This is a genomic window from Variovorax sp. Root411 (assembly GCF_001425205.1).
Classification (GTDB): Bacteria; Pseudomonadota; Gammaproteobacteria; order Burkholderiales; family Burkholderiaceae_C; genus Variovorax.
This window is the reverse complement of sequence record NZ_LMDW01000018.1, coordinates 73,066-96,382: the sequence shown is the minus strand read 5'-3', so window position 1 is coordinate 96,382 and position 23,317 is coordinate 73,066. Positions and strand designations below refer to the sequence as shown.

At 66.6% G+C, this 23,317-nt stretch carries 23 protein-coding genes; 16 read left to right on the top strand and 7 right to left on the bottom strand.

Going from position 1 to position 23,317, the window contains the following annotated elements; translation table 11 throughout:
- The first annotated feature begins 4 nt into the window (after window positions 1–4).
- From ASC92_RS22390 to ASC92_RS22360, 7 genes are all read left to right on the top strand, one after another.
- On the top strand, window positions 5–1,468 hold the full coding sequence (locus tag ASC92_RS22390; RefSeq protein ID WP_056520374.1) for an aldehyde dehydrogenase family protein: 1,464 nt from the start codon (window positions 5–7) through the stop codon (window positions 1,466–1,468).
- Window positions 1,469–1,523: 55 nt separating this feature from the next.
- On the top strand, window positions 1,524–2,777 hold the full coding sequence (locus ASC92_RS22385) for an ABC transporter substrate-binding protein (protein ID WP_056520181.1): 1,254 nt from the start codon (window positions 1,524–1,526) through the stop codon (window positions 2,775–2,777).
- Window positions 2,778–2,789: 12 nt separating this feature from the next.
- Window positions 2,790–3,509 (top strand): ABC transporter ATP-binding protein, encoded by a 720-nt coding sequence (locus ASC92_RS22380; RefSeq protein WP_056520180.1) that lies wholly within the window; start codon window positions 2,790–2,792, stop codon window positions 3,507–3,509.
- Window positions 3,510–3,672: 163 nt separating this feature from the next.
- Window positions 3,673–4,389 (top strand): ABC transporter ATP-binding protein, encoded by a 717-nt coding sequence (locus ASC92_RS22375; RefSeq protein WP_056520177.1) that lies wholly within the window; start codon window positions 3,673–3,675, stop codon window positions 4,387–4,389.
- Entirely contained in the window at window positions 4,382–5,245 is an 864-nt protein-coding gene (locus ASC92_RS22370; protein ID WP_056520175.1) for a branched-chain amino acid ABC transporter permease, read from the top strand. Before ASC92_RS22375 ends, ASC92_RS22370 begins: the two co-directional genes overlap by 8 nt.
- A 14-nt stretch (window positions 5,246–5,259) precedes the next feature.
- Entirely contained in the window at window positions 5,260–6,273 is a 1,014-nt protein-coding gene (locus ASC92_RS22365) for a branched-chain amino acid ABC transporter permease (RefSeq protein ID WP_235505949.1), read from the top strand.
- A 148-nt stretch (window positions 6,274–6,421) separates the two neighbouring features.
- Entirely contained in the window at window positions 6,422–7,429 is a 1,008-nt protein-coding gene (locus tag ASC92_RS22360) for a Bug family tripartite tricarboxylate transporter substrate binding protein (RefSeq protein ID WP_056520173.1), read from the top strand.
- A gap of 124 nt (window positions 7,430–7,553) precedes the next feature.
- Here the strand turns inward: ASC92_RS22360 and ASC92_RS22355 are convergent, their stop codons facing one another.
- Window positions 7,554–8,339, bottom strand: coding sequence for an IclR family transcriptional regulator domain-containing protein (locus ASC92_RS22355; RefSeq protein WP_056520169.1), 786 nt, complete (start codon window positions 8,337–8,339; stop codon window positions 7,554–7,556).
- A 129-nt stretch (window positions 8,340–8,468) separates the two neighbouring features.
- Between ASC92_RS22355 and ASC92_RS22350 the strand changes: the two genes are divergently transcribed.
- From ASC92_RS22350 to pcaF, 3 genes are read left to right on the top strand one after another with little or no spacing between them, the layout of a single operon-like run.
- The gene (locus ASC92_RS22350; protein ID WP_056520167.1) at window positions 8,469–9,170 is read left to right on the top strand and encodes a 3-oxoacid CoA-transferase subunit A; all 702 of its coding nucleotides are present in this window, start codon (window positions 8,469–8,471) and stop codon (window positions 9,168–9,170) included.
- The gene (locus tag ASC92_RS22345; protein ID WP_056520165.1) at window positions 9,167–9,814 is read left to right on the top strand and encodes a 3-oxoacid CoA-transferase subunit B; all 648 of its coding nucleotides are present in this window, start codon (window positions 9,167–9,169) and stop codon (window positions 9,812–9,814) included. Before ASC92_RS22350 ends, ASC92_RS22345 begins: the two co-directional genes overlap by 4 nt.
- A 47-nt stretch (window positions 9,815–9,861) precedes the next feature.
- Window positions 9,862–11,067 carry a 3-oxoadipyl-CoA thiolase gene (pcaF, locus tag ASC92_RS22340; protein WP_056520162.1) on the top strand — a complete coding sequence of 402 codons (1,206 nt, stop codon included), beginning with the start codon at window positions 9,862–9,864 and terminating at the stop codon, window positions 11,065–11,067.
- 42 nt (window positions 11,068–11,109) lie between these two features.
- Here the strand turns inward: pcaF and ASC92_RS22335 are convergent, their stop codons facing one another.
- Window positions 11,110–11,622, bottom strand: coding sequence for a DinB family protein (locus ASC92_RS22335; protein WP_056520160.1), 513 nt, complete (start codon window positions 11,620–11,622; stop codon window positions 11,110–11,112).
- 102 nt (window positions 11,623–11,724) lie between these two features.
- On the opposite strand from ASC92_RS22335, the gene ASC92_RS22330 reads away from it, so the two are divergent.
- The gene (locus ASC92_RS22330) at window positions 11,725–12,327 is read left to right on the top strand and encodes a TetR/AcrR family transcriptional regulator (RefSeq protein ID WP_056520158.1); all 603 of its coding nucleotides are present in this window, start codon (window positions 11,725–11,727) and stop codon (window positions 12,325–12,327) included.
- Between the two features lie 32 nt (window positions 12,328–12,359).
- Here the strand turns inward: ASC92_RS22330 and ASC92_RS22325 are convergent, their stop codons facing one another.
- From ASC92_RS22325 to rtcR, 5 genes are all read right to left on the bottom strand, one after another.
- The gene (locus ASC92_RS22325) at window positions 12,360–12,590 is read right to left on the bottom strand and encodes a hypothetical protein (protein WP_056520155.1); all 231 of its coding nucleotides are present in this window, start codon (window positions 12,588–12,590) and stop codon (window positions 12,360–12,362) included.
- A gap of 133 nt (window positions 12,591–12,723) precedes the next feature.
- Complete coding sequence (locus tag ASC92_RS22320) at window positions 12,724–13,671, bottom strand: ornithine cyclodeaminase family protein (RefSeq protein WP_056520154.1); 948 nt, start codon at window positions 13,669–13,671, stop codon at window positions 12,724–12,726.
- An 8-nt stretch (window positions 13,672–13,679) separates the two neighbouring features.
- On the bottom strand, window positions 13,680–14,540 hold the full coding sequence (locus ASC92_RS22315) for an alpha/beta hydrolase (protein WP_056520152.1): 861 nt from the start codon (window positions 14,538–14,540) through the stop codon (window positions 13,680–13,682).
- Entirely contained in the window at window positions 14,537–15,067 is a 531-nt protein-coding gene (locus tag ASC92_RS22310; protein WP_056520150.1) for a 2'-5' RNA ligase family protein, read from the bottom strand. Before ASC92_RS22310 ends, ASC92_RS22315 begins: the two co-directional genes overlap by 4 nt.
- 16 nt (window positions 15,068–15,083) lie before the next feature.
- Window positions 15,084–16,691 carry an RNA repair transcriptional activator RtcR gene (gene rtcR, locus ASC92_RS22305; protein ID WP_056520148.1) on the bottom strand — a complete coding sequence of 536 codons (1,608 nt, stop codon included), beginning with the start codon at window positions 16,689–16,691 and terminating at the stop codon, window positions 15,084–15,086.
- A 214-nt stretch (window positions 16,692–16,905) separates the two neighbouring features.
- Here rtcR and ASC92_RS22300 point away from each other — a divergent pair, with 214 nt between their 5' ends.
- The 5 genes from ASC92_RS22300 to rtcA all read left to right on the top strand — a co-directional run bounded on the left by ASC92_RS22300 (window position 16,906) and on the right by rtcA (window position 23,304).
- Window positions 16,906–18,459: a vWA domain-containing protein gene (locus tag ASC92_RS22300; protein WP_056520146.1), complete on the top strand. Its 1,554-nt coding sequence runs from the start codon at window positions 16,906–16,908 to the stop codon at window positions 18,457–18,459.
- Between the two features lie 792 nt (window positions 18,460–19,251).
- Window positions 19,252–20,475: an RtcB family protein gene (locus ASC92_RS22295; protein WP_056520144.1), complete on the top strand. Its 1,224-nt coding sequence runs from the start codon at window positions 19,252–19,254 to the stop codon at window positions 20,473–20,475.
- A gap of 97 nt (window positions 20,476–20,572) precedes the next feature.
- Window positions 20,573–21,217 carry a zinc-ribbon domain containing protein gene (locus ASC92_RS22290; RefSeq protein ID WP_056520142.1) on the top strand — a complete coding sequence of 215 codons (645 nt, stop codon included), beginning with the start codon at window positions 20,573–20,575 and terminating at the stop codon, window positions 21,215–21,217.
- Window positions 21,218–21,228: 11 nt separating this feature from the next.
- On the top strand, window positions 21,229–22,188 hold the full coding sequence (locus ASC92_RS22285) for a ribonuclease Z (RefSeq protein ID WP_235505948.1): 960 nt from the start codon (window positions 21,229–21,231) through the stop codon (window positions 22,186–22,188).
- A gap of 78 nt (window positions 22,189–22,266) precedes the next feature.
- Complete coding sequence (gene rtcA, locus ASC92_RS22280; protein ID WP_082519673.1) at window positions 22,267–23,304, top strand: RNA 3'-terminal phosphate cyclase; 1,038 nt, start codon at window positions 22,267–22,269, stop codon at window positions 23,302–23,304.
- The last annotated feature ends 13 nt before the right edge of the window (window positions 23,305–23,317 follow it).

Genomic DNA, 23,317 nt, shown 5'->3' with positions numbered 1-23,317 from the left:
GCCCATCCGCCACCAGCTCTTCATCGACGGCCGCTTCGTCGACGCCGAATCGGGCGAGACCCTCGCCACGCTCAACCCGCACGACAACACGCCCATCGCCAACGTCGCGCTCGCCGGCAAGGCCGACGTCGACAAAGCGGTTGCCGCCGCGAAGCGCGCCTTCCCCAAATGGAGCCGCATGGCCGCCGCAGACCGCGGCCGCATCCTGCTGAAACTCGCCGACCTCATCGAGGCCAACGGCGAAGAACTCGCGCGCCTCGAGTCGCTCGACACCGGCCACCCGATCCGCGATTCGCGCCGGCTCGACGTGCCGCGCACGGCCGCGTGCTTTCGCTACTTCGGCGGCATGGCCGACAAGTTCCAGGGCGAAACCATTCCGGTCGAAGAAGGCTTCCTCAACTACACGCTGCGCGAGCCGGTCGGCATCGTCGGCCAGGTGGTGCCGTGGAACTTCCCGCTGATGTTCACGAGCTGGAAGATGGCGCCCGCGCTCGCGGCCGGCAACTGCATCGTGATGAAGCCGGCGGAGATCACGCCGCTGAGTTCGCTGCGCATCGCCGAGCTGATGGCCGAGGCGGGCCTGCCGCCCGGTGTCGTCAACATGCTGCCGGGCCTGGGCAGCGTGGCGGGCCAGTACATCGCCGAGCACCCGGAGATCGCGAAGATCGCTTTCACCGGCAGCACCGCCACGGGCCGGCGCATCGTGCAGGCCAGCGCGGGAAACCTGAAGAAGGTGCAGCTCGAACTCGGCGGCAAGGGGCCCAACATCGTGTTCGAGGATGCGAACCTGCAGGCCGCCGTCAATGGCAGCGCATGGGCCATCTTCCACAACCAGGGGCAGGCCTGCATCGCGGGCTCGCGGCTGATGCTGCACGAGAAGATCGCCGATGCCTTCCTCGAGCAGTTCATTCCGCTCGCCAAGTCCATCCGCCTCGGCAACCCGCTCGACGACGCGACGGAGATGGGCCCGCTCACCAGCGCACAGCATCGCGAGCGCGTGCTGAGCTACGTCGATGTGGCGCAAGGCGAGGGCGGCGAGCTGCTGGCTGGCGGCAAATCGCCCGGCGGCGATCTCGCGAAGGGCTGCTACGTCGAGCCGACCGTGATGCGTGCGAAGTCGTATAAGGACCGCGTCGCGCAGGAAGAAGTCTTCGGCCCCTTCGTCACCGTGCTCACCTTCAAGAGCGACGAAGAAGCGATGCAGATCGCCAACGGCACCGACTACGGCCTGGGCAGCGGCCTGTGGACCAACAACCTGCAGCGCGCCCACAAGGTGGCGCGCGACCTGCACGCCGGCATGGTGTGGATCAACAGCTACAAGCGCGTGAACCCCGGCTCGCCCTTCGGCGGCGTTGGCCAGAGCGGCTACGGCCGCGAGATGGGGTTCGACGCGATGCGCGAGTACACGCAGGTCAAGAGCGTGTGGGTGAACGTCGACGCGCAGATACCGCCGCACTTCGCGCGCTGACCCCGAATTCGCAGACAGACAGGCAGGCAGACCAACACAAGAGCAGGAGACAAGCATGACATTCAATCGCAGACAGTTCACGCAGGCCACGGCCGCGCTGGTCGCCTCGGGCGCAAGCCCGCTGGTGTTCGCGGCCGACACGCTCAAGATCGGCTACGTCTCGCCGCAGACCGGCCCGCTCGCGCCTTTCGGCGAGGCCGACAAATGGGTGATCGAGCAGATGAAGAGCGCGTTCAAGGACGGCATCAGCGTTGGCGGAAAGAAGTACGCCGTGCAGATCGTGCTGAAGGACAGCCAATCGAACCCCAACCGCGCGGGCGAGGTGGCCAACGACCTGATCCTGAAGGACAAGGTGGCGCTGGTGCTCACGGCAGGCACGCCCGAAACCGCCAACCCGGTGAGCGATGCCTGCGAACTCAACGAGGTGCCCTGCATTTCCAGCGTGGTGCCGTGGCAGCCGTGGTTCTTCGGCCGCAAGGGCGATCCGGCCAAGGGCTTCAACTGGACGTACCACATGTTCTGGGGGCTGGAGGACGTCATCGCCAACTTCACCAACGGCTGGAAGACGCTCGCCACCAACAAGAAGGTCGGCGGCCTGTTCCCGAACGACGGCGACGGCAACGCCTGGGGCGACAAGGAGCTCGGGTTTCCCAAGCCGCTCGCGCAGATGGGCTTCACGCTCACCGACCCGGGCCGCTTCCAGAACGGCACGCAGGACTTCAGCGCGCAGATCGCGGCCTTCAAGAAGGAGGGTGTCGAGATCGTCACCGGCGTGGTGATTCCACCCGACGCCAAGACCTTCCTCACGCAGGCGCGGCAACAGGGCTTCAAGCCGAAGGTCATCACGCTGGGCAAGGCGCTGCTGTTCCCGGGCGCGATCGAGGCGTTGGGCGACCTGGGCGACGGCCTCTCGACCGAGGTGTGGTGGAGCCCCTCGCATCCGTTCACGTCGAGCCTTACGCAGCAGAGCGCGAAGGCGCTGGCCGATGCCTACGAGGCCGGTGCGAAGAAGCAATGGACACAGCCCATCGGCTTCGCGCACGCGCTGTTCGAGGTGGCGGCGAATGCGCTCGGGCGGGCGAAGTCGCTGAAGGCATCGGATGTGCGCGACGCCGTGGCATCGACCTCGATCAACTCGGTGGTCGGCCCGGTGAAGTGGGGCGGGCAAGGCCCGTTCAAGAACGTCAGCAAGACGCCGCTGGTGCTCGGCCAGTGGGGCAAGGGCAGCAAGTACAAGGTGGAGCTGACCATCGTGAACAACGAGGCGGCGACGAACATTCCCACCGGTGGCAAGCTGCGGCTGCTCTGAAGAACGAACGCAATGACGCTGCTGGCACTGCATGCCGTGAGCAAGTCCTACGGCGCGCTCAAGGTCACCGACGACATCACGCTGTCGGTGACCGAGGGCGAGACGCTGGGCATCCTCGGGCCGAATGGCGCGGGCAAGACCACGCTGTTCAACCTGATCTCGGGCGATGTGCGCGTCGACGCCGGGCGCGTGGAGTACGCGGGCCGCGACGTGACGCGGCTGAAGCCGCACCAGCGCTGCCACGCAGGCATCGGACGCAGCTACCAGGTGCCGCAGCCCTTCGGCAACATGAGCGTGTTCGAGAACCTCGTCACGGCCGCCTGCTTCGGCGGGCAGCAGACCGAGCGCGAGGCCTGGCACACGGCGCACGAGGTGCTGGAGCAGACGGGCCTGATGGCGCATGCGAACAAGCCGGCAGGCGGACTGACCCTGCTCGACCGCAAGCGGCTGGAGCTGGCGCGCGCGCTGGCGACGCGGCCGCAGTTGCTGCTGCTCGACGAGATCGCGGGTGGGCTGACGGAGCCCGAGGCCGCGGTGCTGGTTGGCGAGTTGAAACGCATCAAGGCACGGGGCGTGACGATGATCTGGATCGAGCACGTGGTGCATGCACTGCTGTCACTGGCGGACCGGTTGTTCGTCATCAACTTCGGGCAGAAGCTGGCGGAAGGCGAGCCGCGCGCGGTGATGAACGATCCTGAGGTGCGGCGGGTGTACATGGGGATGGAAGCATGAGCACGCTCGCCTGTCTTCGGGTTTGTTCCCTCTCCCTCTGGGAGAGGGTCAGGGTGAGGGCGGCGGCGTTCGAGTTGCCGCGTGCCTTGCCATGGCCACCGGCCCTCACCCCAACCCTCTCCCGCAAGCGGGAGAGGGGGCAACGCCCGAGGGAGCAAAGACCATGACCACCCTGCTCTCCACCCACGCACTCAAGGCCTTCTACGGCGACGCCCAGGCCCTGTTCGGCATTGACTTCTCGCTGACCCAGGGCGAGCTCGTCGCCATCATCGGCGCCAACGGCGCCGGCAAGTCGACCTTCCTCAAGAGCCTGACGGGCCTCGTGCGCGCCCCCCGCGAAGCGATCCGCTTCAAGGGCGAGCCCATCGGCGGCCTCCCTCCGGGCGACATCGTGCGTCGCGGCCTTGCCATGGTCCCCGAAGGCCGCCGCTTGTTTCCCAGTCTCAGCGTCGAGGAGAACCTGCTCATGGGCGCTACCGCCGCGCGCACGGGCCCGTGGAACCTGCAGCGCCTGTACGCCCTGTTCCCCATCCTCGCCGAGAAGCGCCACCAGCCGGGCACCTCGCTGTCGGGTGGCCAGCAGCAGATGGTCGCGCTCGGCCGCGCGCTCATGAGCAACCCCGAGGTGCTGCTGTGCGACGAGCTGTCACTCGGCCTCGCGCCCATCGTCATCCGCGAGATCTACGCCGCCATGCCCGCCATCACAGGCGAAGGCATGACCGTCGTCATCGTCGAGCAGGACGTGACCATGGCGCGCCAGGTCTCGCGGCGCATCTACTGCTTCCAGGAAGGCCGCGTGTCGCTCGAAGGCAATTCCTGCGACCTCACGCGCGAGCAGATCTCGCAGGCTTACTTCGGCATGGAGGCTGCCCATGCTTGAGACCCTCGTTCAGGGCGTGCTGCTCGGCGGCCTCTACACGCTGTTCGCGCTGGGCCAGTCGCTGATGTTCGGCGTGATGCGGCTCACCAACACGGCGCAGGGCGACTTCATCATCCTCGGTGCGTTCGCGGTCATCGCGGGCGTGTCGTTGACGGGGGATGCAGCGCCGTGGCTGGTTGCGCTCGCGGTGCTGCCGGTGGCCTTCGGCTTCGGCTACGCGCTGCAGCGCTACGTGCTCAACGGCACACTCGGCAAAGACCCGCTGCCTTCGCTGGTCGTCACCTTCGGTTTGTCGATCGTCATCCAGAACCTGCTGCTCGAACTGTTCTCGGCCGATCCGCGCGCCATCGAAACCGGTGGGCTCAATACGCAGGGCATTGCGCTGGGCGATGCAATGTCGCTGGGCGTGCTGCCGCTGATCGTGCTGGCCATCGCGGTTGGTGCAACGGGGGCGCTGCAGTGGCTGTTCGCGTGCACGGCGCTGGGGCGTTCGTTCCGCGCCGTGTCCGACGACCGCGAGATCGCGGAGCTCATGGGGCTCAACGCGAAGAAGGTCTATGCGCTGGCAACGGCGATTGCCTTCGTGCTCATCGCCGTCGCAGGTGCGCTGCAGGGCATGCGCACCACCGTCTCTCCTTCCGATGGCCCGCTGCTGCTGCTCTTCGCCTTCGAGGCCGTGATCATCGGCGGCATGGGCTCCTTCTGGGGCACGCTGGCGGGCGCGATGATCCTCGGCGTCACGCAGCAGATCGGCTTCCGGCTCGATCCGGGCTGGGGCATCTGGTTCGGGCACATCGTGTTCCTGATCGTGCTGGTGCTGCGGCCGCAAGGCCTTTTCCCCAAGACACGTGGATGAAGCGGATGACAAACATGCCCCCACCCCTCATTGCCGTCGAGCGCGCCACCGCTGCGAGCCGCGCCGCACTCTTCGCCGGCATCGCCCTCGTGCTCGTCGCCGCCAGCCTGCCGTGGTGGGGCGAGTCGAGCTGGATGCGCGAGTTCGTCGAGATCGCCTGCTACTTCATCTTCGCGATGATGTGGAACCTGCTCGCGGGCTACGGCGGCATGGTGAGCATCGGGCAGCAGGCCTTCTTCGGCTTCGGCGGCTACGTGATGCTGATGCTCGGCAACTTCGCGGACGTCAATCCCTTCGTGGCGATACCGCTGGGGGCGCTGGCGGCGGGGCTTGTGGCGATGCCGGTGTCCTTCGTCGCCTTCCGGCTTTCGGGCGGCTACTTCGCCATCGGCACCTGGGTCATCGCGGAAGTGTTCCGGTTGAGCTTCGCCAACGTGTCGGCGGTGGGCGGCGGCTCGGGCACCACGCTCACCGCGCTGCGCGGCATCGACAAGGCGACACGCGAAAGCACCACCTACTGGATGGCGCTGGCCTGCGTGGTCGCGGCGGTCGCGCTGGTGTATCTGTTCCTGCGCAGCAAGCGCGGCCTGGCGTTGCTGGCGATAAGAGACAACGAAGTGGCGGCCGAGTCGCAGGGCATTCCGGTCGCGCGCATGAAGCTCGCGGTGTACGTGGTCGCGGCCTTCGGCGCGGGGCTCGCGGGGGCGCTGTACTTCGTGGGCAACCTGCGCATCAGCCCCGACGCAGCCTTCAGCGTCAACTGGACGGCCTTCGCCATCTTCATGGTGGTCATCGGCGGCATCGGCCGCATCGAAGGGCCGCTGGTGGGAGCGCTCATCTTCTGGGCGCTCAACAAGTTCCTGAGCGACTACGGCACCTGGTATCTGCTCGGACTCGGCCTGATGGCCATTCTCGTGACCCTGTTCTTCAAGCAGGGGCTCTGGGGCTACGCGCAGCAGCGCTGGGGCTGGTCGCTGTTTCCCACGCAGCGCAAGCTGCTGCACGCGCCTGCCAAGCCCGATCGATAGACGCCATCTGATGTGAAAACCCCAGTGTCATGTCCGTTCGGACTTGCGCAACACAGCTCCGTCCTGTAACGTGTTGTAAGTGCGATGGTCAGTTGGCGTTCAGCCAGCGTTCCGCATTTCCTGGTTTTTCACTCTCCCTGGAGTCACCTTGACAATCACAAAACGCCGCTTGCTCGAAGGCGGCGCGGCAGCCGTTGCCGCCTCGCTCTTCGCGAAAGCTTCGTGGGCCCAACGCACCGCTCCCGCCGGCGAAGCCGCCTGGCCGACCAAGCCCGTGCACATCCTCGTGGGCTTTCCCGCCGGCGCGTCGCCCGACCTCGCGGCCCGCGCCATCGCCGAACCCTTGTCGAAGATCCTGCGCCAGCCGGTGGTGGTCGAGAACAAGCCCGGCGCCAGCGGCAACACCGTGGCCGACCTGGTGGCCAAGGCCACCGACGACCACACCGTCGGCGCGCTGATCAACGGCAACCTCACCATCGCGAAGCTGCTCAATCCGTCGCTGCCTTTCGACCCCGAGAAAGACTTTGCGCCGATCGGCCTCATCGGCACCGCGCCGCTGGTGCTCGTGGTGTCGGGCAGCGCCCCGGGCAAGACCGCGGCCGAGCAACTGCTGTGGGTGCGCAACCTCGGCAGTGGCGCCAGGTACGGCACACCGGGCGTGGGCACGGTGGGCCACCTGGGCATGGAGCTGCTGAAGAGCCGCGCCGCCATCACGGCGCAGCACAAGCCCTACACCGGCAACCCGCAGGTGATTGCGGGCCTGCTGGCCAACGAGATCCAGCTGGCGCTGCTGCCGCCGGGCCTGGCCTTGCCGCACATCAAGTCGGGCAAGGTGAAGGCCATCGGCGTGACCTCGCCCGAGCGCAGTCCGCTGGCCGGCGAACTGCCCAGCATCCGCGACGCCGACGTGCGCGGCGCCGACCTCGAGATCTGGACCGCGCTGGCCGCGCCCGCCGGCATGAAGCCCGCGGCCGTCGCCAAGCTCAACGCGGCGCTGGTCGAGGTGATCAGCTCGCCCGATGTGAGCCAGGCCCTGCTCAAGACCGGCTGGCAGGCGCAGCCCGGTTCGCCCGACACGCTGGCCAAGCGCATGCGCGCCGACACCACGCGCCTGGGCGGCGTGATCATCATGAAGGGCATTCACTCGGAGGGCTGAGTTCGCCCCCAGGCTTCGCGCACTTCGTGTCGCTTCTCCTACCCCCTACCGGGGCAACACCAGCGGCCCGGCGAAGCCGGTTCCGCGGTGTTCCTGCAAAGGGCCAACGGCTGCGTGCGGTTGCCTAAAGAAGCTGCGAGACTTTCTTCGCGGCATCGACCAGGGCCGGCAGCATCGTCTCCTGCATCACCTTCGCGCTGGTGCGGTTCGCCTGCCCGCTGATGTTCAGCGCGGCCACCATGCGGCCGTGCCGGTCGACGATGGGGGCGGCCACCGAGATCAGGCCTTCTTCCAGTTCCTGGTTCACCAGGCACCACTGCTGCTTGCGCGCCTGCGCCACCTTGGCCATGAGCACGTCGATGTCGGTCACGGTGTGCTTGGTCAGCGCCTGGATGTCGGAGGCTTCGAGCCGTGCGCGCACCTCGTCGTCTTCCAGGTCGGCCAGCAGCAGCCGGCCCAGCGACGTGCAGTAGGCCGGCAGGCGCGAGCCCACGCCCAGGCTGATGCGCATGATCTTCTGCGTGGGCACGCGCATCACGTAGACGATGTCGGTCGCATCGAGCACGGCGGCCGAGCATGACTCCTGCACCTGCTGAACCAGCGCTTCCATCACCGGCTCGGCGCGGTTCCAGATCGGCATCGACGACAGGTACGCGAAGCCGAGGTCGAGGATGCGCGGCGTGAGCGTGAAGAGCTTGCCGTCCGTCACCACGTAGCCCAGCGTCTGCAGCGTGAGCAGGATGCGCCGCGCCCCCGCGCGCGTGAGACCGCTGCCGGCCGCCACCTCGCTGAGTGTCTGATGCGGCGCATTCGCGCTGAACGAACGGATCACCTGCAGCCCCCGCGCAAAAGACTGCACGTAGCTGTCGCCGGGCGCGGGTGTATCGGTTTGTGCGGGGTGGGTTGCCATGGTGGTCGATCCTCTTTAGAATTCATTATACGAACAAATGTTCTTTAGACGAACAAATCGGCGGTTCGCAGAATCGATCGGCGTGTTCAGGTGGTTCGGTTTCTTTCCTCACTCCCGGAGACAGGCTTCATGATCAACAAGATCGCGCGTTCGGTCGCCGATGCCCTGGCAGGCATCCAAGACGGCGCCACGGTTCTCATCGGCGGTTTCGGCACCGCCGGCATTCCCAACGAACTCATCGAGGGCCTCGTCGAACAGGGCGCCAAGGACCTCACCGTCGTCAACAACAACGCCGGCAACGGCGAGACCGGCCTCGCGGCGCTGCTCAAGGCCGGGCGCGTGCGCAAGATCATCTGCAGCTTCCCGCGCCAGGCCGACAGCCAGGTGTTCGACGGGCTCTACCGCAGCGGCAAGCTCGAGCTCGAGCTCGTGCCCCAGGGCAACCTCGCCGAGCGCATCCGCGCCGCGGGTGCCGGCATCGGCGCCTTCTTCTGCCCCACCGGCTACGGCACGCAACTGGCAGGCAACCGCGAAACCCGCGAGATCGACGGCGTGCAATACGTGCTCGAGTACCCCATCCACGGCGACGTGGCGCTCATCAAGGCCGAGCGCGGCGACCGCTGGGGCAACCTGGTCTACCGCAAGGCCGCGCGCAACTTCGGCCCGGTGATGGCCATGGCCTCGACGAAGACCATCGCCACTGTGCACGACATCGCCGAACTCGGCACCCTCGACCCGGAGACCATCGTGACCCCGGGCATCTTCGTGCACCAAGTGGTGCGCATCGAACGCGTGGCCACGCAGGCCGGCGGCTTCAAGAAGGCAGCATGACCATGAGCTACACACGTCGCACCAAGGACCAGCTCGCAGCGCGAGTGGCACAAGACATCTTCGACGGCGCCGTCGTCAACCTCGGCATCGGCCAGCCCACGCTGGTGGCCAATCACCTGCCCGAGGGCCGCGAGGTCATCCTGCAGAGCGAGAACGGCATCCTCGGCATGGGCCCCGCGCCCGAGGCCGGCGAGGAAGACTACGACCTCATCAACGCCGGCAAGCAGCCCGTCACCCTGCTGCCGGGCGGCTCGTTCTTCCACCACTCCGACAGCTTCGCGATGATGCGCGGCGGCCACCTCGACATCTGCGTGCTCGGCGCGTTCCAGGTGTCGGCCACCGGCGACCTCGCCAACTGGCACACCGGCGAGAAAGACGCCATTCCCGCGGTCGGCGGCGCAATGGACCTCGCCATCGGCGCGAAGCAGACCTGGGTCATGATGGACCTGCTGACCAAGCAGGGCGCGAGCAAGCTGGTCAAGGAATGCACCTATCCGCTGACCGGCATCGGCTGCGTCAAGCGCGTGTATTCCGACCTCGCCACGCTCGAATGCACGTCGGAGGGCCTGAAGCTCGTCGACCTGGTCGAGGGCCTGAGCCGCGAAGAGCTCGAGAAGCTCGTGGGCTTGCCGATCGCCGCCTGAGGCGGACATCCGGTACTCGAATCAACATCCTTCCAAAGAGACAGACCATGACCAACCAAGCCTTCATCTGCGACGCAGTCCGCACCCCCTTCGGCCGCTACGGCGGCTCGCTCAGCAGCGTGCGTGCCGACGACCTCGGCGCGGTGCCCCTGCGTGCGCTGATGGAACGCAACAAGAACGTCGATTGGCAAGCCGTGAGCGACGTGCTCTACGGCTGCGCCAACCAGGCCGGCGAAGACAACCGCAACGTCGCGCGCATGTCGGCGCTGCTGGCGGGCTTGCCGCTCGAAATCGGCGGCGGCACCATCAACCGCCTGTGCGGCTCCGGCCTCGATGCCGTGGGCACCGCGGCACGCGCCATTCGCGCCGGTGAAGCCGGCCTGATGATCGCCGGTGGCGTGGAAAGCATGAGCCGCGCGCCCTTCGTCATGCCCAAGGCCGAGAGCGCCTTCAGCCGCAACAACGCGGTGTACGACACCACCATCGGCTGGCGCTTCGTCAACAAGCTCATGAAGGCGCAGTACGGCGTCGACTCGATGCCCGAGACGGCCGAGAACGTGGCCACCGACTACAAGATCGAGCGCGAGGCGCAGGACCTGATGGCGCTCAACTCACAGCTGCGCGCCGTGGCCTCGCAGAAGTCGGGCTTCTTCGACGCCGAGATCGTGCCCGTGAGCGTGCCGCAGAAAAAGGGCGACGCCATCATCGTCAACAAGGACGAGCATCCGCGCGAGACCAGCCTCGAATCGCTCGCCAAGCTCAAGGGCGTGGTGCGCCCCGACGGCACCGTCACCGCCGGCAACGCCAGCGGTGTGAACGACGGCGCCTGCGCGCTGCTGCTGGCCGACGAAGCCAGCGCCGCCAGGCACGGCCTGACGCCGCGCGCCCGCGTGGTCGGCATGGCCACCGCCGGCGTTGCGCCGCGCGTCATGGGCATCGGCCCTGCGCCAGCCACGCAGAAGGTGCTGGCGCTGACCGGCCTCACCATCGACCAGATCGACGTCATCGAACTCAACGAAGCTTTTGCTGCACAAGGCCTTGCCGTGCTGCGCCTGCTCGGCCTGAAGGACGACGACGCCCGCGTGAACATCAACGGCGGCGCCATTGCGCTGGGCCACCCGCTGGGCGCCAGCGGTGCGCGCCTGGCCACCACCGCAGTCAACCAGCTGCACAGGGGCGGCGGCCGCTATGCGCTGTGCACGATGTGCATCGGCGTGGGGCAGGGCATTGCGGTGATTCTCGAACGCGTCTGACTGGCAACCCCACCGCGGACGCAATGCCCCGATCCCGCGCCGCTACGCATTCCGCTCGCGGCGCGCGGGCTCGGCCTGGTGCAGATAGCCGGTGAAGGTATCGGGCGGCGACGCTCCCGTGAGCCGGGTCATGATCTGGCCGACCTCGCCCCGGTGATAGCCGCCATGGGCCACCACGTGGCCCAGCATCTCCTCGCGCGACATGCGGCCCGGGCTGCCGTCGGTGAACGTGAACTCGATGCTTTCCGCAAGCTCCTCTGGACCCAGGCGCGCGACGTAGTCGACGTACCAGCGGTCCGTTTCCCTGACCGATTCGGCCAGCGCTTCCAGGACTGGCGGCTCGCGCGAGCCCGTCGCCGTGTATGCGTGCGCCTTGCGCTGGAGATTCGCAACGAAGATGCGGTCGACGATGCAGGCGTGGTTGAACACGCGCATCGCGCAGCGGTACTCGTCGGCCGGGCCCTTCGCGGCCAGGCCTGCGAGACCTGCCAGGAGCCCTTCGTCGGCCCAGGCCTTGTACCGGAACAGCGAAGCCAGAAGCGTCTGCGTACTCATCACAATCTCCCCTTGAACGGTTGAATGCACGCGTTGCGTGCGGTCCTATTCTTGAGTGGAGCCTCGAACTTGGGTACTCGCATTCCCCCACAGCGCCGGACCATGCGCAAAGCACCGCGCCAGCAGCGTTCGCGCGTCACGGTGGACGTAATCGTCGAGGCCGCGACTCGCGTTCTGGCGCGCCGCGGATGGGCGCGTTTCACCACCAACGAGATCGCGGCGGTTGCGGGCGTCAGTGTCGGCTCGCTCTACCAGTACTTCCCGGACAAGCTCGCCATTGCCGAGGCGATCCGCGAGCGCCATCTCGACGAAGTGCTCGCGGCGTTGTCCGGCGCTGGCGGAGACGGCGAACCCATCGCGCTGGAGCAGCGCGTCGCGCGATTCGTCGACGGTGTCATTGCCGCCCACTCGGTCGATCAGGCGCTGCACCGGATCCTGCTCGACGAGGTGCCGCTCGCACCCCGTTCGAGCCATGCGGAGTTCGAGGCGCAATACCAGCGGCGCTACCGGGCCCTGGTCGCCGCGAGCGCGAACACGGAGCACGGCGACGACGAGGAGGACATGGCAGCCCGCGTACTTTCCTCCGCCGTCGAAGGCGTCGTCCATGCCGCGGCGCATCGCGGCGACATGGCATTGCCTGCGCTGCGAAGCGAACTCGTCAGGTTAATCCTCGCCTATCTGCGCGACCGCCAGCGCACAGGCTGACAGCCGCGCGGGCCCCGCCGCGGCGACAGGCCTCAGGCGCAGGCCTTGGCCGAGCGCAACTGCAGCAAGGCCAGCATTCGCGCCTCCTCCGCGTCCCGCAGGCTCTTGGCGGCGCGCCTGGCGGAGTACGACACGTAGAGCGTGTCGATCGCCTTCTCCCAGCATTGGGCCGTCTGGTGGATGCAGTTGGCACTCCCCGGCTCGGCCGGCACGGCGTATCCGGCCTTGCGGAGGATGTTGGCTTTGTGTTGGGTGCTGAGCATGTGGCCCCCGTCGGTAGTTCAGGAGCACGATAGCCGCAAAGCGCAATGTTTACTATTGGCTACAAGGCGTATCCGGATGTTGGAAAAACCAGCCGTGACAGCGGTTTTCCTGGCTTGAACTAGGCCAAAAGGATTAGATCGTGTCTCTCGATTGCCACACCAGAGTGGCAGCAGCCAAGTCTTCCAGCGCGCTGCCGACGGCCTTGAACACCGTGCGCTCTTCGTCGGTCGAGCGACCCGGGCGCTCGGCGCGGCACAGTGCGGCGAGCGTGCCCCCGACGTCTTCCACCCGCAGCGTGCCGGCCGCCATCGCATCGAGCAGGTCGCCGGATTTCTGCAGCGCCTCGTCGGTGTCGACGAAGGTGCGGGCCCCCGCAAAGCACTGCGCATCGGCCTCGCGCATGGCTGGCGTGAAACTGCCGATCAGGTCCAGGTGCGAGCCCGGTGCCAGCCATTCGCCGCGCACCAATGGCGCGGTGGCCAGCGTGGCGCAGCTCACGATGTCGGCCTGGCGCACGGCCGCTTCCAGGTCGGTGACAGCTCGCGCGTTCCAGCCCTCGGCGCGCCACTGCGCGGCCAGCGTCTCGGCGCCTTCGGCCCGGTGGTTCCACACCCACACCTCGTCGATGGGCCGCACGCTCGCATGCGCCGCCGGCAGCATGCGCGCGATGCGGCCTGTGCCCAGCACCAGCAACCGGCGCGCGTCGTTGCGTGCCAGAAACGACGCACCCAGTGCCGAGGCGGCAGCCGTGCGGCGCGCGGTGATCTCGTTGCCGTCCATCATCGCCAACGGCACGCCGGTGCGCGCGTCGTACAGCACATAGGTCGCATGCAGCCCGGGCAGGCCGCGCGCGCTGTTGCCCGGAAAGATGTTGATGGTCTTGATGCCCAGGAAGCCCGCATCGCTCCATGCCGGCATGATGAGCACGGTGCCCTTGTTTTCGCCGTCCGATGCGGTCTCGATGCCGTGCACATGGCGCGGCGGCACCTGCGCCCCGGCAACGAAGGCCGCGTGCAGCGCGGGCACCAGCCGCTCGAAGCTCAGGGGTGCGCGGGTGGCGGCTTCGTCGAAGTGCTTCATGGCGGTTGTCATTGCTGCAGCGGATGTTGAGCGGCCTCGAAGAATGCGGTCAGCGCCTTCCGGTAGGCGGCGCCGTAGCGCAGGGCCGTCATCGGTTCGAGGTGGCCGGCGCCCGGTACTTCGATCAGCCGGCGGGGCTCGCGCGCATCGGCCAGCAGGCGCCTCGAATGCGCGAACGGAATCACCTGGTCGGCCGTGCCGTGGATCAGCAGCAGCGGAATGGGCGACACCGCCGCCACGTACTTCGACGCCGCGTACTCGTCGCTCACGAGCAAGCCGGCGCCCCAGAGCTTTTCGTTGGCAATCGACGAATAGGAATAGAAGGTCGATTCGACGGCCACCGCTTTCACGCCCGCCCTGTTGCCCGATCCCGTCACCGCGATGGCGTTGGTGCCGCCCAGGCTCTGCCCGAACAAAAACAGCCGCTCGGGGTCGAGGTCGCCGCGCGAGCGCACATAGTTCAGCGCGGCATGGGAGTCCTCGAACACGCCCTTGGGCTCCGGCTTGCCTTCGGACTGGCCGTAGCCGCGGTAGTCGAACACGAACACGTTGTAGTCCTGCTTCGGCAGCCAGGCCACGAAGCGCCAGTGCGTGCTCATGTTCTGCGCGTTGCCATGGAAGTGCACCACCGTGCCCTTCGCTTCCTTCGGGTTCTGGCGGTTCTCCGCGGGCAGGAACCAGCCGCTCAGGCGCGTGCCGTCGGCGCTGGCGAACTGCACGCTCTCGTAGCGCAGGCCCAGCACGTCGGGCGTTTCGTAGCGCACGCTGTCGGGGTAGTAGAACATCGACTGGACGCAGCCCGCCAGCATGAGCGGCAGCGCGCACAGCGCCAGCCTCTTGCACCATCGGCGGACTGAGTGGTTCGTCATGCTTGAGTGGCCGGAGGCAGCCGGAAGACGTGCATGTCCTGCCAGCGCCCCGACGAGTTTTCGATCAGCGTGACTTCGGTGCAGTTCGCATGCACGGCACCCGATGCGAGAAGGTGTGCCTCCAATTCGGCAACCGCCGCGTCCGCATCGAGCGCTTTGCCGTGCGCCACCGACAGATGCGGAATGACACCTTCGTGCTCGCCGCCATACGGTGGGAAATCGGGAAATGCGTCCGCGAGCGCCAGTGTCATTTCGATGAAGGGCGCAGCCGGTTCCGGTGCGAGGTATGCGGTCTCGGGAAAGCGCCCGACCTTGCCCAGGGAGAAGACAAACGAAGGCGTCCGATTCAGAGCCTGCCGCGCGTGCTCCAGCACTTCGGGTGTGATCAGCGCAGGGTCCATGAAAGGAACGAGCACCGTGACGTGCGCCGGCACACCCAGTGCGACGGTCGCGTCGTAGCGGCAGCGCAAGTCCCCGACGAGAGGCTCGGCGGCGGGGACTTTCACGACGAATGCGGAGATGGCCATCGCGGCGGAGGATAGCTCAGGCGTCGGCGATCCGGCCCCACTCGAGCCCATGCTTGGCGAGGTACTTGCGCAGCCTGTCCGCGTCGTTCACCACGCTGCGCTGCGCGCGTGAGGCCTGGAACAGCTGGCGGCCCGCATCCGACAGGCTGCGCGACTGCCGGCACACGCGCATCACCGCCTCGAGCTGGAGCCGATCGAACAGGTCGAGCGCCGCCGCGCGGTTCTCGCCGAGCAGCGCATCCAGGTCCACGCCTTCGCTGGTGGCCGGCAACGCGCCCGCATGCTTCCACAGCCACCGCAGCCGAGCAATCTCCGCCTCGACCAGCGCCACCGGAATGCGTCCGCCATCGGCCAGTGTTGCCAGCCGCGTCACGCTCGCGGAGAGATCGCGGAAGTTGCCGCTCCAGATCGCCTCGCCGCTTTGCGCAAAGCGCAGGTAGGCCGCGCGCGCCTCGGCGTTGAAGCGCACCACGCGATGGTTCTCCGCCGCGTGAATGGCCAGCAGGTGGTCGACGTTGGGCTCGATGTCCTCGGGCCGCTGCGCGAGGCCCGGCAGGTCGTAGGTCCAGAGGTTGATGCGCGCGAACAGGTCTTCGCGGAAGCGCCCCTCAGCCACGTCGCTGCGCAGGTCGCGGTTGGTGCCGGCGATCAGCTGGAAGTCGCTTTCCACCTCCTTGTCGGCACCCACGGGGAAAAAGCGCTTCTCCTCGATCGCTTTCAGCAGCATTGCCTGCTCGTCGGGCCCGAGCTCGCCGATCTCGTCGAGGAAGAGGACGCCCTGGTGCGCCGTGCGCAGCAGGCCCGCGCGGTCGGCCGCGGCGCCGGTGAATGAGCCCTTCTTGTGACCGAACAGTGTCGAGGCCGCACCGTCGCCGCGCAGCGTCGCGCAGTTCACCTCCACGAACGGCCCCGTCATCTGGTGCCGTGCCTGCTTCAGCTCGAACATGCGCCGCGCCAGGAACGACTTGCCCGCACCGGTGGGCCCGACCAGCAGGATCGGCGCGCGCGAACGCACCGCCACGCGCTCGATCTCGTCGATCAGTGCATTGAAGCGCGCGTTGCGCGTGGCGATCCCGCTCTTCAGGAATGCGACGGCATCGCGCTGCTCCGCATCGAAGCGCCGCGCGATCACGTCGTAGCGCGACAGGTCGAGGTCGATCAGCGTGCACTTGCCGGCCTCGCCTTCGCGCTGCTTCTTCGGTGGCGAGGTCTGCGCCAGTACGCCGGGCACCACGCGCGATTCCGACAGCAGGAACATGCAGATCTGCGCGACGTGCGTGCCGGTGGTGATGTGCGTCCAGTACTGCTCGCGTTCGGTGTCGAAGGGATAGCCGCGCGCCCAGTCGTACAGGCGCGTATAGACCTCGCCGAAATCCCATGGGTCCGCGAGATCGATCGGCACGAGGTTGACCGTGGTCTCGGGCGACACGGCGGCGATGTCGGCCTTCACCACCTCGGCCAGAGCCCTGTGCCGCAGCGTGTAGAGCAACTCCAGGCGCGAGACGACCATGTCCTCGTGCTGCGCGAGCGAGACGGTGGGGCGCCACTTGTTCCAGCGGCCCGCGCCCTGGCCGGCGTCGAGTTGGGTGCCGAGGAAGCCGATGACGACGATGGGTTTCTTCATTAATTGGATAAATAGCTATCCAAAATTATAAGAAATGAATGTGAGTCAGAGGCAGGTTTGCCGCGCTCGGATGCTCGAAAGTGGAAAAACTTCAATCAAATCAACAGCTTGAAAGATTGAATCGTCGAGGGCGAGTGCGCTGGCACACCCGTTGCAATAAGGATCACAACTCAAGAAGACAACCGAAAAAAAGAACCGAACAAGGAGAAGTCACATGGCCAACCTTCAACTCTTCCAGACGCTGCGCGGTGCCCTGCAACCCGCTGCCGATATCCGCAACGAAGCCGGCGGCGCCGCCTATGCGCTGTCGCCCAAGCACCGTCTGGCGCAGTTCGCGGCCACCGGTTGCCTGAACAACACGTTCTACGCGCAGGCTCAGGATCAGCTCGACGCCGTGCTGGCCCTGGCCCGAGAAGTCGATCCGCTGTTCGTGGCCAAGACGGCCGTGTACGCCCGCCGCGCAGGCCGCATGAAGGACATGCCGGCACTGTTGGCCGCCACGCTGGCCGTGCGCGACGTGTCGCTGCTGGCCAAGGTGTTTGGCCGCGTGATCGATAACGGCAAGATGCTGCGCAACTTCGTGCAGATGCTGCGTTCCGGCGCGGCGGGCCGGAAGTCGCTCGGTACGCGTCCGAAGAAGCTGGTGCAGCAATGGCTGCTCGAAGCGACCGAAGCGCAACTGCTGAATGCTGCCGTGGGCAACACGCCGTCGCTGGCCGACGTGGTGAAGATGGTTCACCCGAAGCCCGCCGAAGCCTGGCGTGCCGCGTGGTTCGCATGGCTGATCGATCGTCCGTATGCATTGGAGGCGCTGCCTCCGGTCACGCAGGCCTTCGAACGCTTCAAGCGCGATCGTACGCAGGATGTGCCCGACGTGCCCTTCCAGATGCTGACCGCGCTGGAACTGAATACGCAGGCCTGGGCGCAGATCGCGCAGCGTGGTTCGTGGCAGATGGTGCGTCAGAACCTGAACACCTTCGCTCGTCACGGCGTGTTCGCATTGCCCGGCCTCGCCGAAGCGGTGGCCGCCAAGCTGCGCGATCCGCTGGCGGTTGCCAAGGCTCGCGTGCTGCCGTACCAGCTGATGGCCGCCTGGAAGGCCGCCGGTGCCGATGTGCCGCATGTGGTGAAGGAGGCGCTGCAAGACGCGATGGAACTTGCGCTGGCCAATGTGCCGCAGTTCGAGGGCCGCGTGGTGGTGTGTCCGGACGTGTCGGGCTCGATGAGCTCGCCGGTGACGGGTCACCGCGGTTCGGCTACCACGACGGTGCGATGCATCGACGTGGCCGCGCTGGTGGCTGCTGCTGTGCTGCGCCGCAATGCGGATGCGCGTGTGCTGCCTTTCGAGACGAAGGTGGTTTCGCTGCAACTGAATCCTCGCGATTCAGTGATGACCAACGCGGCCAAGCTGGCGGCGGTGGGCGGCGGCGGTACCTCGTGCAGCGCGCCGCTGGCGTTGCTGAACCGCGAGAAAGCGCATGCCGATCTGGTGGTGCTGGTGTCGGACAACGAGTCGTGGGCCGACCCTGCACGTGGCCGCGGTACCGCAACCATGCAGGAATGGGCAGCATTCAAGAAGCGCAACCCGAAGGCGCGGATGGTGTGCATCGACATCCAGCCTTATGCGACCACTCAGGCGCAAGAGCGTGGCGATGTGCTGAACATCGGCGGCTTCAGCGACGAAGTGTTCAAGCTGCTGGCGGTGTATGCCGCGGGTGGCCCGGGCGCCGACCATTGGGTGGGTGTGATCGAGGAAACCTCGGTCTGAGAGTGCGAGGGCGTCGCGGGCCTTGCTCGCGGCGCTCCCCGCCGATCGAATTGATGTCGTCGTCCGGCGAATGCAGATGTGAGTACATCCAACCATGTTCTCCTCACATCGATCGTTAGTCGCCGGACGGGGACGCGAAGTTGAAGTGCGAATGCAGGCAGGACTACATCCGGCACGGCCGGGGTTCGAATCCCAGCGCCAGCGTGCTGGCGTGGCCTATGTCTTGTCATCCTTGTCGCACTGTTTTTTTGCAGCGAATGCTGGTGGAACTACAGAGTCTTAATCTCGTGGTCGCGGGTTCGAATCCCGCCGGTCGAAAGACCGTAGCTCAGTGGTTAGAGCACGACGTTTCGCCGATTCTTGTCGCTGCTTTTTTTGTTTCGAGGTGAATGCAGGTGGGTTTACAGGTAAGAGCGTCATGGTCTTGGCCATGAAGGTCCCGGGTCCGAGTCCCGGTCTGTTTCGGCAGATAGCTCAGTTCAGAACCCGCCGCTCCTGGTCACCTCTTTTTTTTTGGTTTTTGGGCACGCAGGCACAGAAGGGAGCGCCACTGCCAAAAATGTTGATGTTGCCGGCAGTCCGGGTAGCACCGGATGCGGCGGGAAAGTCGGTCGACGAGCAAGGTTGAGGATGCAGGTGCTGGCTCCGATGACGGGTCTGTCACTGGCGCGCGTTTCCAATCGCCGACTGGGCCGCTGGATTGAAACACCACGGTCGCCGTATTGATGCGGGTTCGAATCCCGCCGTGTCCACCATTGGTGAGAAAGTACAGAGAGAGAAAGAGAGATGGAAATGGAAAAGAACTACAACCTGCACGAAGTCGAGAACGGCGTGCCCGTGAAGATGTGGACCCGCGGCGTGCCCGTGGAAGCCGAAGCGCAGAAGCAGCTCGAGAACGCTGCGCGCCTGCCCATCGTGTTCAGGCACATCGCGGCCATGCCCGACGTGCACTACGGCATCGGTGCGACCGTGGGCTCGGTGATCCCGACCTTCAAGGCCATCATCCCGGCCGCGGTGGGCGTGGACATCGGTTGCGGAATGATGGCGTGCAAGACCACGCTGCACGCCAACGACCTGCCCGATAACCTGGGCCCGCTGCGCTCCGCGATCGAGAAGGCCGTGCCGCACGGCTCGAACCCCAAGCGCATGGGCCGCGACAAGGGCTCGTGGGAGACGCCTCCCAACGAAACCGACGTGGCCTGGGCCGGGCTGGTGGACGAGTTCGATGCGATCTGCGAGGACTACCCGCGCCTGAAGAACACCAACAACCACAAGCACCTGGGAACGCTGGGTACGGGCAACCACTTCATCGAGGTGTGCCTGGACGAGGCGGGTTCCGTGTGGTTCATGCTGCACTCGGGTTCGCGCGGCGTGGGCAATGCCATCGGCACGCACTTCATCGAGCTTGCGAAGAAGGATGCCGAGCTGCATCAGCGCAACCTGCCCGATCAGGACCTGGCGTACTTCGAGGAAGGCGCCCAGTACTTCGGCGACTACGTGCGCGCAGTGGGCTGGGCCCAGAAGTTCGCGCGAGCGAACCGCGAAGTGATGATGCAGCGCGTGGTCGCGGCCGTGCGCAAGGTCATCACCAAGCCTTTCGAGGCACACGTGGAAGCGGTGAACTGCCACCACAACTACGTGAGCCGCGAGACGCACTTCGGTGAAGACGTGCTCGTGACCCGCAAGGGCGCGGTGAGCGCGAAAGCCGGCGAGCTGGGGATCATCCCCGGCAGCATGGGCGCCAAGAGCTTCATCGTGCGCGGAAAGGGCAACCCCGAGAGCTTCATGAGCTGCAGCCACGGCGCCGGTCGAAAGATGAGCCGTACCAAGGCGAAGAAGCTCTTCACCATCGCCGACCAGATCGCCGCGACCGAAGGCGTGGAATGCCGAAAGGATGCCGACGTGATCGACGAGATCCCGATGGCCTACAAGGACATCGACGCGGTAATGGATGCGCAGAAGGACCTGGTGGAGGTGGTCTACACGCTCAAGCAGGTCGTATGCGTGAAGGGGTGAAAACGAGGCCGATCCGCGGCCCCATGGGTGCGGTGTTGTAGGAGGAAGGGTTTCGGCCCGCTTTCGCAACACCGTACGTATTGCGAAGGGTTGGAAGATGAAGAAAAGCAACAAGCAACGCCGCGCCGAAATCAAGGCGCGTCGCGTCGAACGCACTGCTGCGTCGGCTGCACGTCTGCGTTTGCCGGATGTCCGCCTGCCGCAGCCAGCCTTCGCATTTGCGATCGGCTGCGAGCCGGCGGATCGGCTCGTCCTGCAGCAGTACAACAACACCTACGGATTGCTGCCGGACTTTTATGTTGGGCGTCCCTTCACCTGCCGCGATTGCGGGGCTGAAGAACTGTGGACGGCGAAGCAGCAGAAGTGGTGGTACGAAGTGGTGCACGGACATATCGACAGCCGCGCCGTGCGATGCCTGGCATGCCGCCGCGCGCGACGCGAGCGCCTGTTGAATGCGGCACCGGGTGCAAACCTCCTGCGCGAGCAGACGGGTCGTCTTCGCGCGTTGGGCGCGGTGAAACCGAATGCGCGAGCCGTGGCTGAAGTCGATGCCGCGCTTGAAAGCAAATGGTGGAGCCTGCGCGTCGTGGCGATCCAGACGATGGGCCGCTGGGGTGGTGCGGAGAATCTCGAAAGGCTCAACGCATTCATGGCGGCCCGTTCGGAAGGCGGGCGCCGATACTTCAGTTGGGAGCGCCTCGCCGCGGACGCCGCGAAGAGCGCATTGATGCGCAGGGAGTGATTGAGATGATGATGAAACTGACTTTCCTGGGGACCTCCTCCGGCACCCCCACGCGCCACCGCAACGTCTCCGGCCTCGCGGTGCAGACGGTGCTCGGCGCCGACTGGTTCCTGGTCGACTGCGGCGAGGGCACGCAGCACCGTGTGCTGCAAACGCCGCTGTCGCTGAACGACCTGGCTGCCGTCTGCATCACGCACGTGCACGGCGACCACTGCTATGGCCTGCCGGGGTTGCTTGCGAGCGCGGGCATGAACAAGCGCACGAAGCCGTTGAGGCTGATCGCGCCGCTGCCGGTGTGGGAGTGGTTCGAAGCCACGCGCCACCTGACCGACCTGCACCTGCCCTACGAGGTGGAGCACGTCGATTTGGAGAACCAGGCGCTGGTGTACGAAGCACCCGGCGTGCGCATCGAGCGACACCTGCTGCGGCATCGCGTACCGAGCCACGCCTATCGCGTGCAGGTCGAGACGCGGCGCGTGCGGCTGAAGGCCGATGCGCTGAGGGCCGTCGGCCTTCCGTCCGGCCCCGCATGGCGCGCGCTGCAGACCGGCGAGGACGTGCCCTTCAACGGCGATGTGCTGCGCAGTGCCGACTACACGGAAACGCAGGTCGACACGGCCGCCGCCGTGCTGGGCGGCGACAACGCCGAGCCCGCGCTGCTGCGCGATGCCTGCCAGGGTGCGCAGCTGCTGGTGCACGAGGCCACCTTCACGCAGGACGCGCTCGACAAGGTCGGCCCCGGGCCGATGCACAGTTCCGCGCGCATGCTGGCCGAGTTCGCGCAAGCCGTCGAAGTGCCCAACCTGGTCCTCACGCATTTCAGCGCACGCCACCAGAACAAGGAAGGCTTGGCGGCGCTGATGGCCGAGACACAGGCGCAATACCGCGGCCATGCGTTCCTGGCCAACGACCTGGACGTGTACGAGCTCGACAGCGCCGGCAAGCTGACCGTCACCGGGAAGATTGAATGAAGAGAGAGAAGGAAAAGAAGATGCCCGTGAGCACCGAAGAATTGCTGCGCTCCAAGAAGGCGGAACAGGAGCCTGCGCATGGTTGAACTCGACGGTTCGCAAGGCGAGGGCGGCGGCCAGATCCTGCGCACCAGCCTCGCGCTGTCGGTGGCCACGGGCCAGCCTCTGGCCATCGAGAAGATCCGCGCGGGCCGCGCCAAGCCGGGCCTGATGCGCCAGCACCTCGCGTGCGTGAACGCGGCCGCTGAAATTAGCGGCGCAAAGGTGGAGGGCGCGGAGCTCGGCTCGCAGTCGCTGAGCTTCGCGCCCGGCCCGGTGCGCGCGGGCGAGTACCGCTTTTCGATCTCCAGCGCGGGCAGCTGCATGCTGGTGCTGCAGACCGTGCTGCCGCCGCTGCTGCTTGCCGGTGCGGCCAGCCGAGTGCACCTGAGCGGTGGCACGCACAACCCGATGGCGCCGCCGTTCCATTTCCTGGAGCGTGCCTTCGCGCCATTGGTGCGCCGGCTGGGCGCCGACCTGCAGCTGACGCTGCGCCGCTGCGGCTTCTATCCGGCCGGTGGTGGCGAGGTAGAGGCGACGATCGTTCCAGCGGCCGGCGCGCTGCAGCCCTTCGACTTGATGGCGCGCGGCGAACATCGGTCGAGCCATGCCGAATGCCTGGCGCCCGGGCTGCCGCGCCACGTGCCGACGCGCGAGCTCGACACGCTGGGCGGCGCGATGGGCTGGTCCGGCGAACAGCTGCGTTTCGGCACGGCGCGCCAGAACGAAGGCCCCGGCAACGCGTTGCTGGCCACGCTGGCGTACGAGCACGTCACCGAGGTGTTCACGGCCTTCGGCGAGAAGTCGCTGAGCGCCGAGCAGGTGGCGCATGGCCTCGTGAAGGAGCTGCGCGAATTCCAGAAAAGCGAGGCTGCGGTCGGCCCGCATCTCGCGGACCAGCTGGCGCTGCTGCTGGCGCTCGCCGCCTGGCAGGGCAAGAAGGCCTGCGCCTTCACCTGCAGCGATGTGACGCAGCACACCCGCACCAACTGCGCGGTGATCGAGCGCTTTCTGCCGGTGCGCTTCGCGATCGTCGAGAGCCGCCAGATCTGCACGGTGCGGGTCTCGCCGGCCTGAGGAGGAGCTGCTC

What these genes read in the sequence shown, in the direction of transcription:
- ASC92_RS22385 (WP_056520181.1), top strand. Translation starts at nt 1,524, where the DNA reads ATGACATTCAATCGCAGACAGTTCACGCAGGCCACGGCCGCGCTGGTC.
- ASC92_RS22380 (WP_056520180.1), top strand. Translation starts at nt 2,790, where the DNA reads ATGACGCTGCTGGCACTGCATGCCGTGAGCAAGTCCTACGGCGCGCTC.
- ASC92_RS22375 (WP_056520177.1), top strand. Translation starts at nt 3,673, where the DNA reads ATGACCACCCTGCTCTCCACCCACGCACTCAAGGCCTTCTACGGCGAC.
- ASC92_RS22370 (WP_056520175.1), top strand. Translation starts at nt 4,382, where the DNA reads ATGCTTGAGACCCTCGTTCAGGGCGTGCTGCTCGGCGGCCTCTACACG.
- ASC92_RS22365 (WP_235505949.1), top strand. Translation starts at nt 5,260, where the DNA reads ATGCCCCCACCCCTCATTGCCGTCGAGCGCGCCACCGCTGCGAGCCGC.
- ASC92_RS22355 (WP_056520169.1), bottom strand. Translation starts at nt 8,339, where the DNA reads ATGGCAACCCACCCCGCACAAACCGATACACCCGCGCCCGGCGACAGC.
- ASC92_RS22350 (WP_056520167.1), top strand. Translation starts at nt 8,469, where the DNA reads ATGATCAACAAGATCGCGCGTTCGGTCGCCGATGCCCTGGCAGGCATC.
- ASC92_RS22345 (WP_056520165.1), top strand. Translation starts at nt 9,167, where the DNA reads ATGACCATGAGCTACACACGTCGCACCAAGGACCAGCTCGCAGCGCGA.
- pcaF (WP_056520162.1), top strand. Translation starts at nt 9,862, where the DNA reads ATGACCAACCAAGCCTTCATCTGCGACGCAGTCCGCACCCCCTTCGGC.
- ASC92_RS22335 (WP_056520160.1), bottom strand. Translation starts at nt 11,622, where the DNA reads ATGAGTACGCAGACGCTTCTGGCTTCGCTGTTCCGGTACAAGGCCTGG.
- ASC92_RS22330 (WP_056520158.1), top strand. Translation starts at nt 11,725, where the DNA reads ATGCGCAAAGCACCGCGCCAGCAGCGTTCGCGCGTCACGGTGGACGTA.
- ASC92_RS22325 (WP_056520155.1), bottom strand. Translation starts at nt 12,590, where the DNA reads ATGCTCAGCACCCAACACAAAGCCAACATCCTCCGCAAGGCCGGATAC.
- ASC92_RS22320 (WP_056520154.1), bottom strand. Translation starts at nt 13,671, where the DNA reads ATGAAGCACTTCGACGAAGCCGCCACCCGCGCACCCCTGAGCTTCGAG.
- ASC92_RS22315 (WP_056520152.1), bottom strand. Translation starts at nt 14,540, where the DNA reads ATGACGAACCACTCAGTCCGCCGATGGTGCAAGAGGCTGGCGCTGTGC.
- ASC92_RS22310 (WP_056520150.1), bottom strand. Translation starts at nt 15,067, where the DNA reads ATGGCCATCTCCGCATTCGTCGTGAAAGTCCCCGCCGCCGAGCCTCTC.
- rtcR (WP_056520148.1), bottom strand. Translation starts at nt 16,691, where the DNA reads ATGAAGAAACCCATCGTCGTCATCGGCTTCCTCGGCACCCAACTCGAC.
- ASC92_RS22300 (WP_056520146.1), top strand. Translation starts at nt 16,906, where the DNA reads ATGGCCAACCTTCAACTCTTCCAGACGCTGCGCGGTGCCCTGCAACCC.
- ASC92_RS22295 (WP_056520144.1), top strand. Translation starts at nt 19,252, where the DNA reads ATGGAAAAGAACTACAACCTGCACGAAGTCGAGAACGGCGTGCCCGTG.
- ASC92_RS22290 (WP_056520142.1), top strand. Translation starts at nt 20,573, where the DNA reads ATGAAGAAAAGCAACAAGCAACGCCGCGCCGAAATCAAGGCGCGTCGC.
- ASC92_RS22285 (WP_235505948.1), top strand. Translation starts at nt 21,229, where the DNA reads ATGAAACTGACTTTCCTGGGGACCTCCTCCGGCACCCCCACGCGCCAC.
- rtcA (WP_082519673.1), top strand. Translation starts at nt 22,267, where the DNA reads ATGGTTGAACTCGACGGTTCGCAAGGCGAGGGCGGCGGCCAGATCCTG.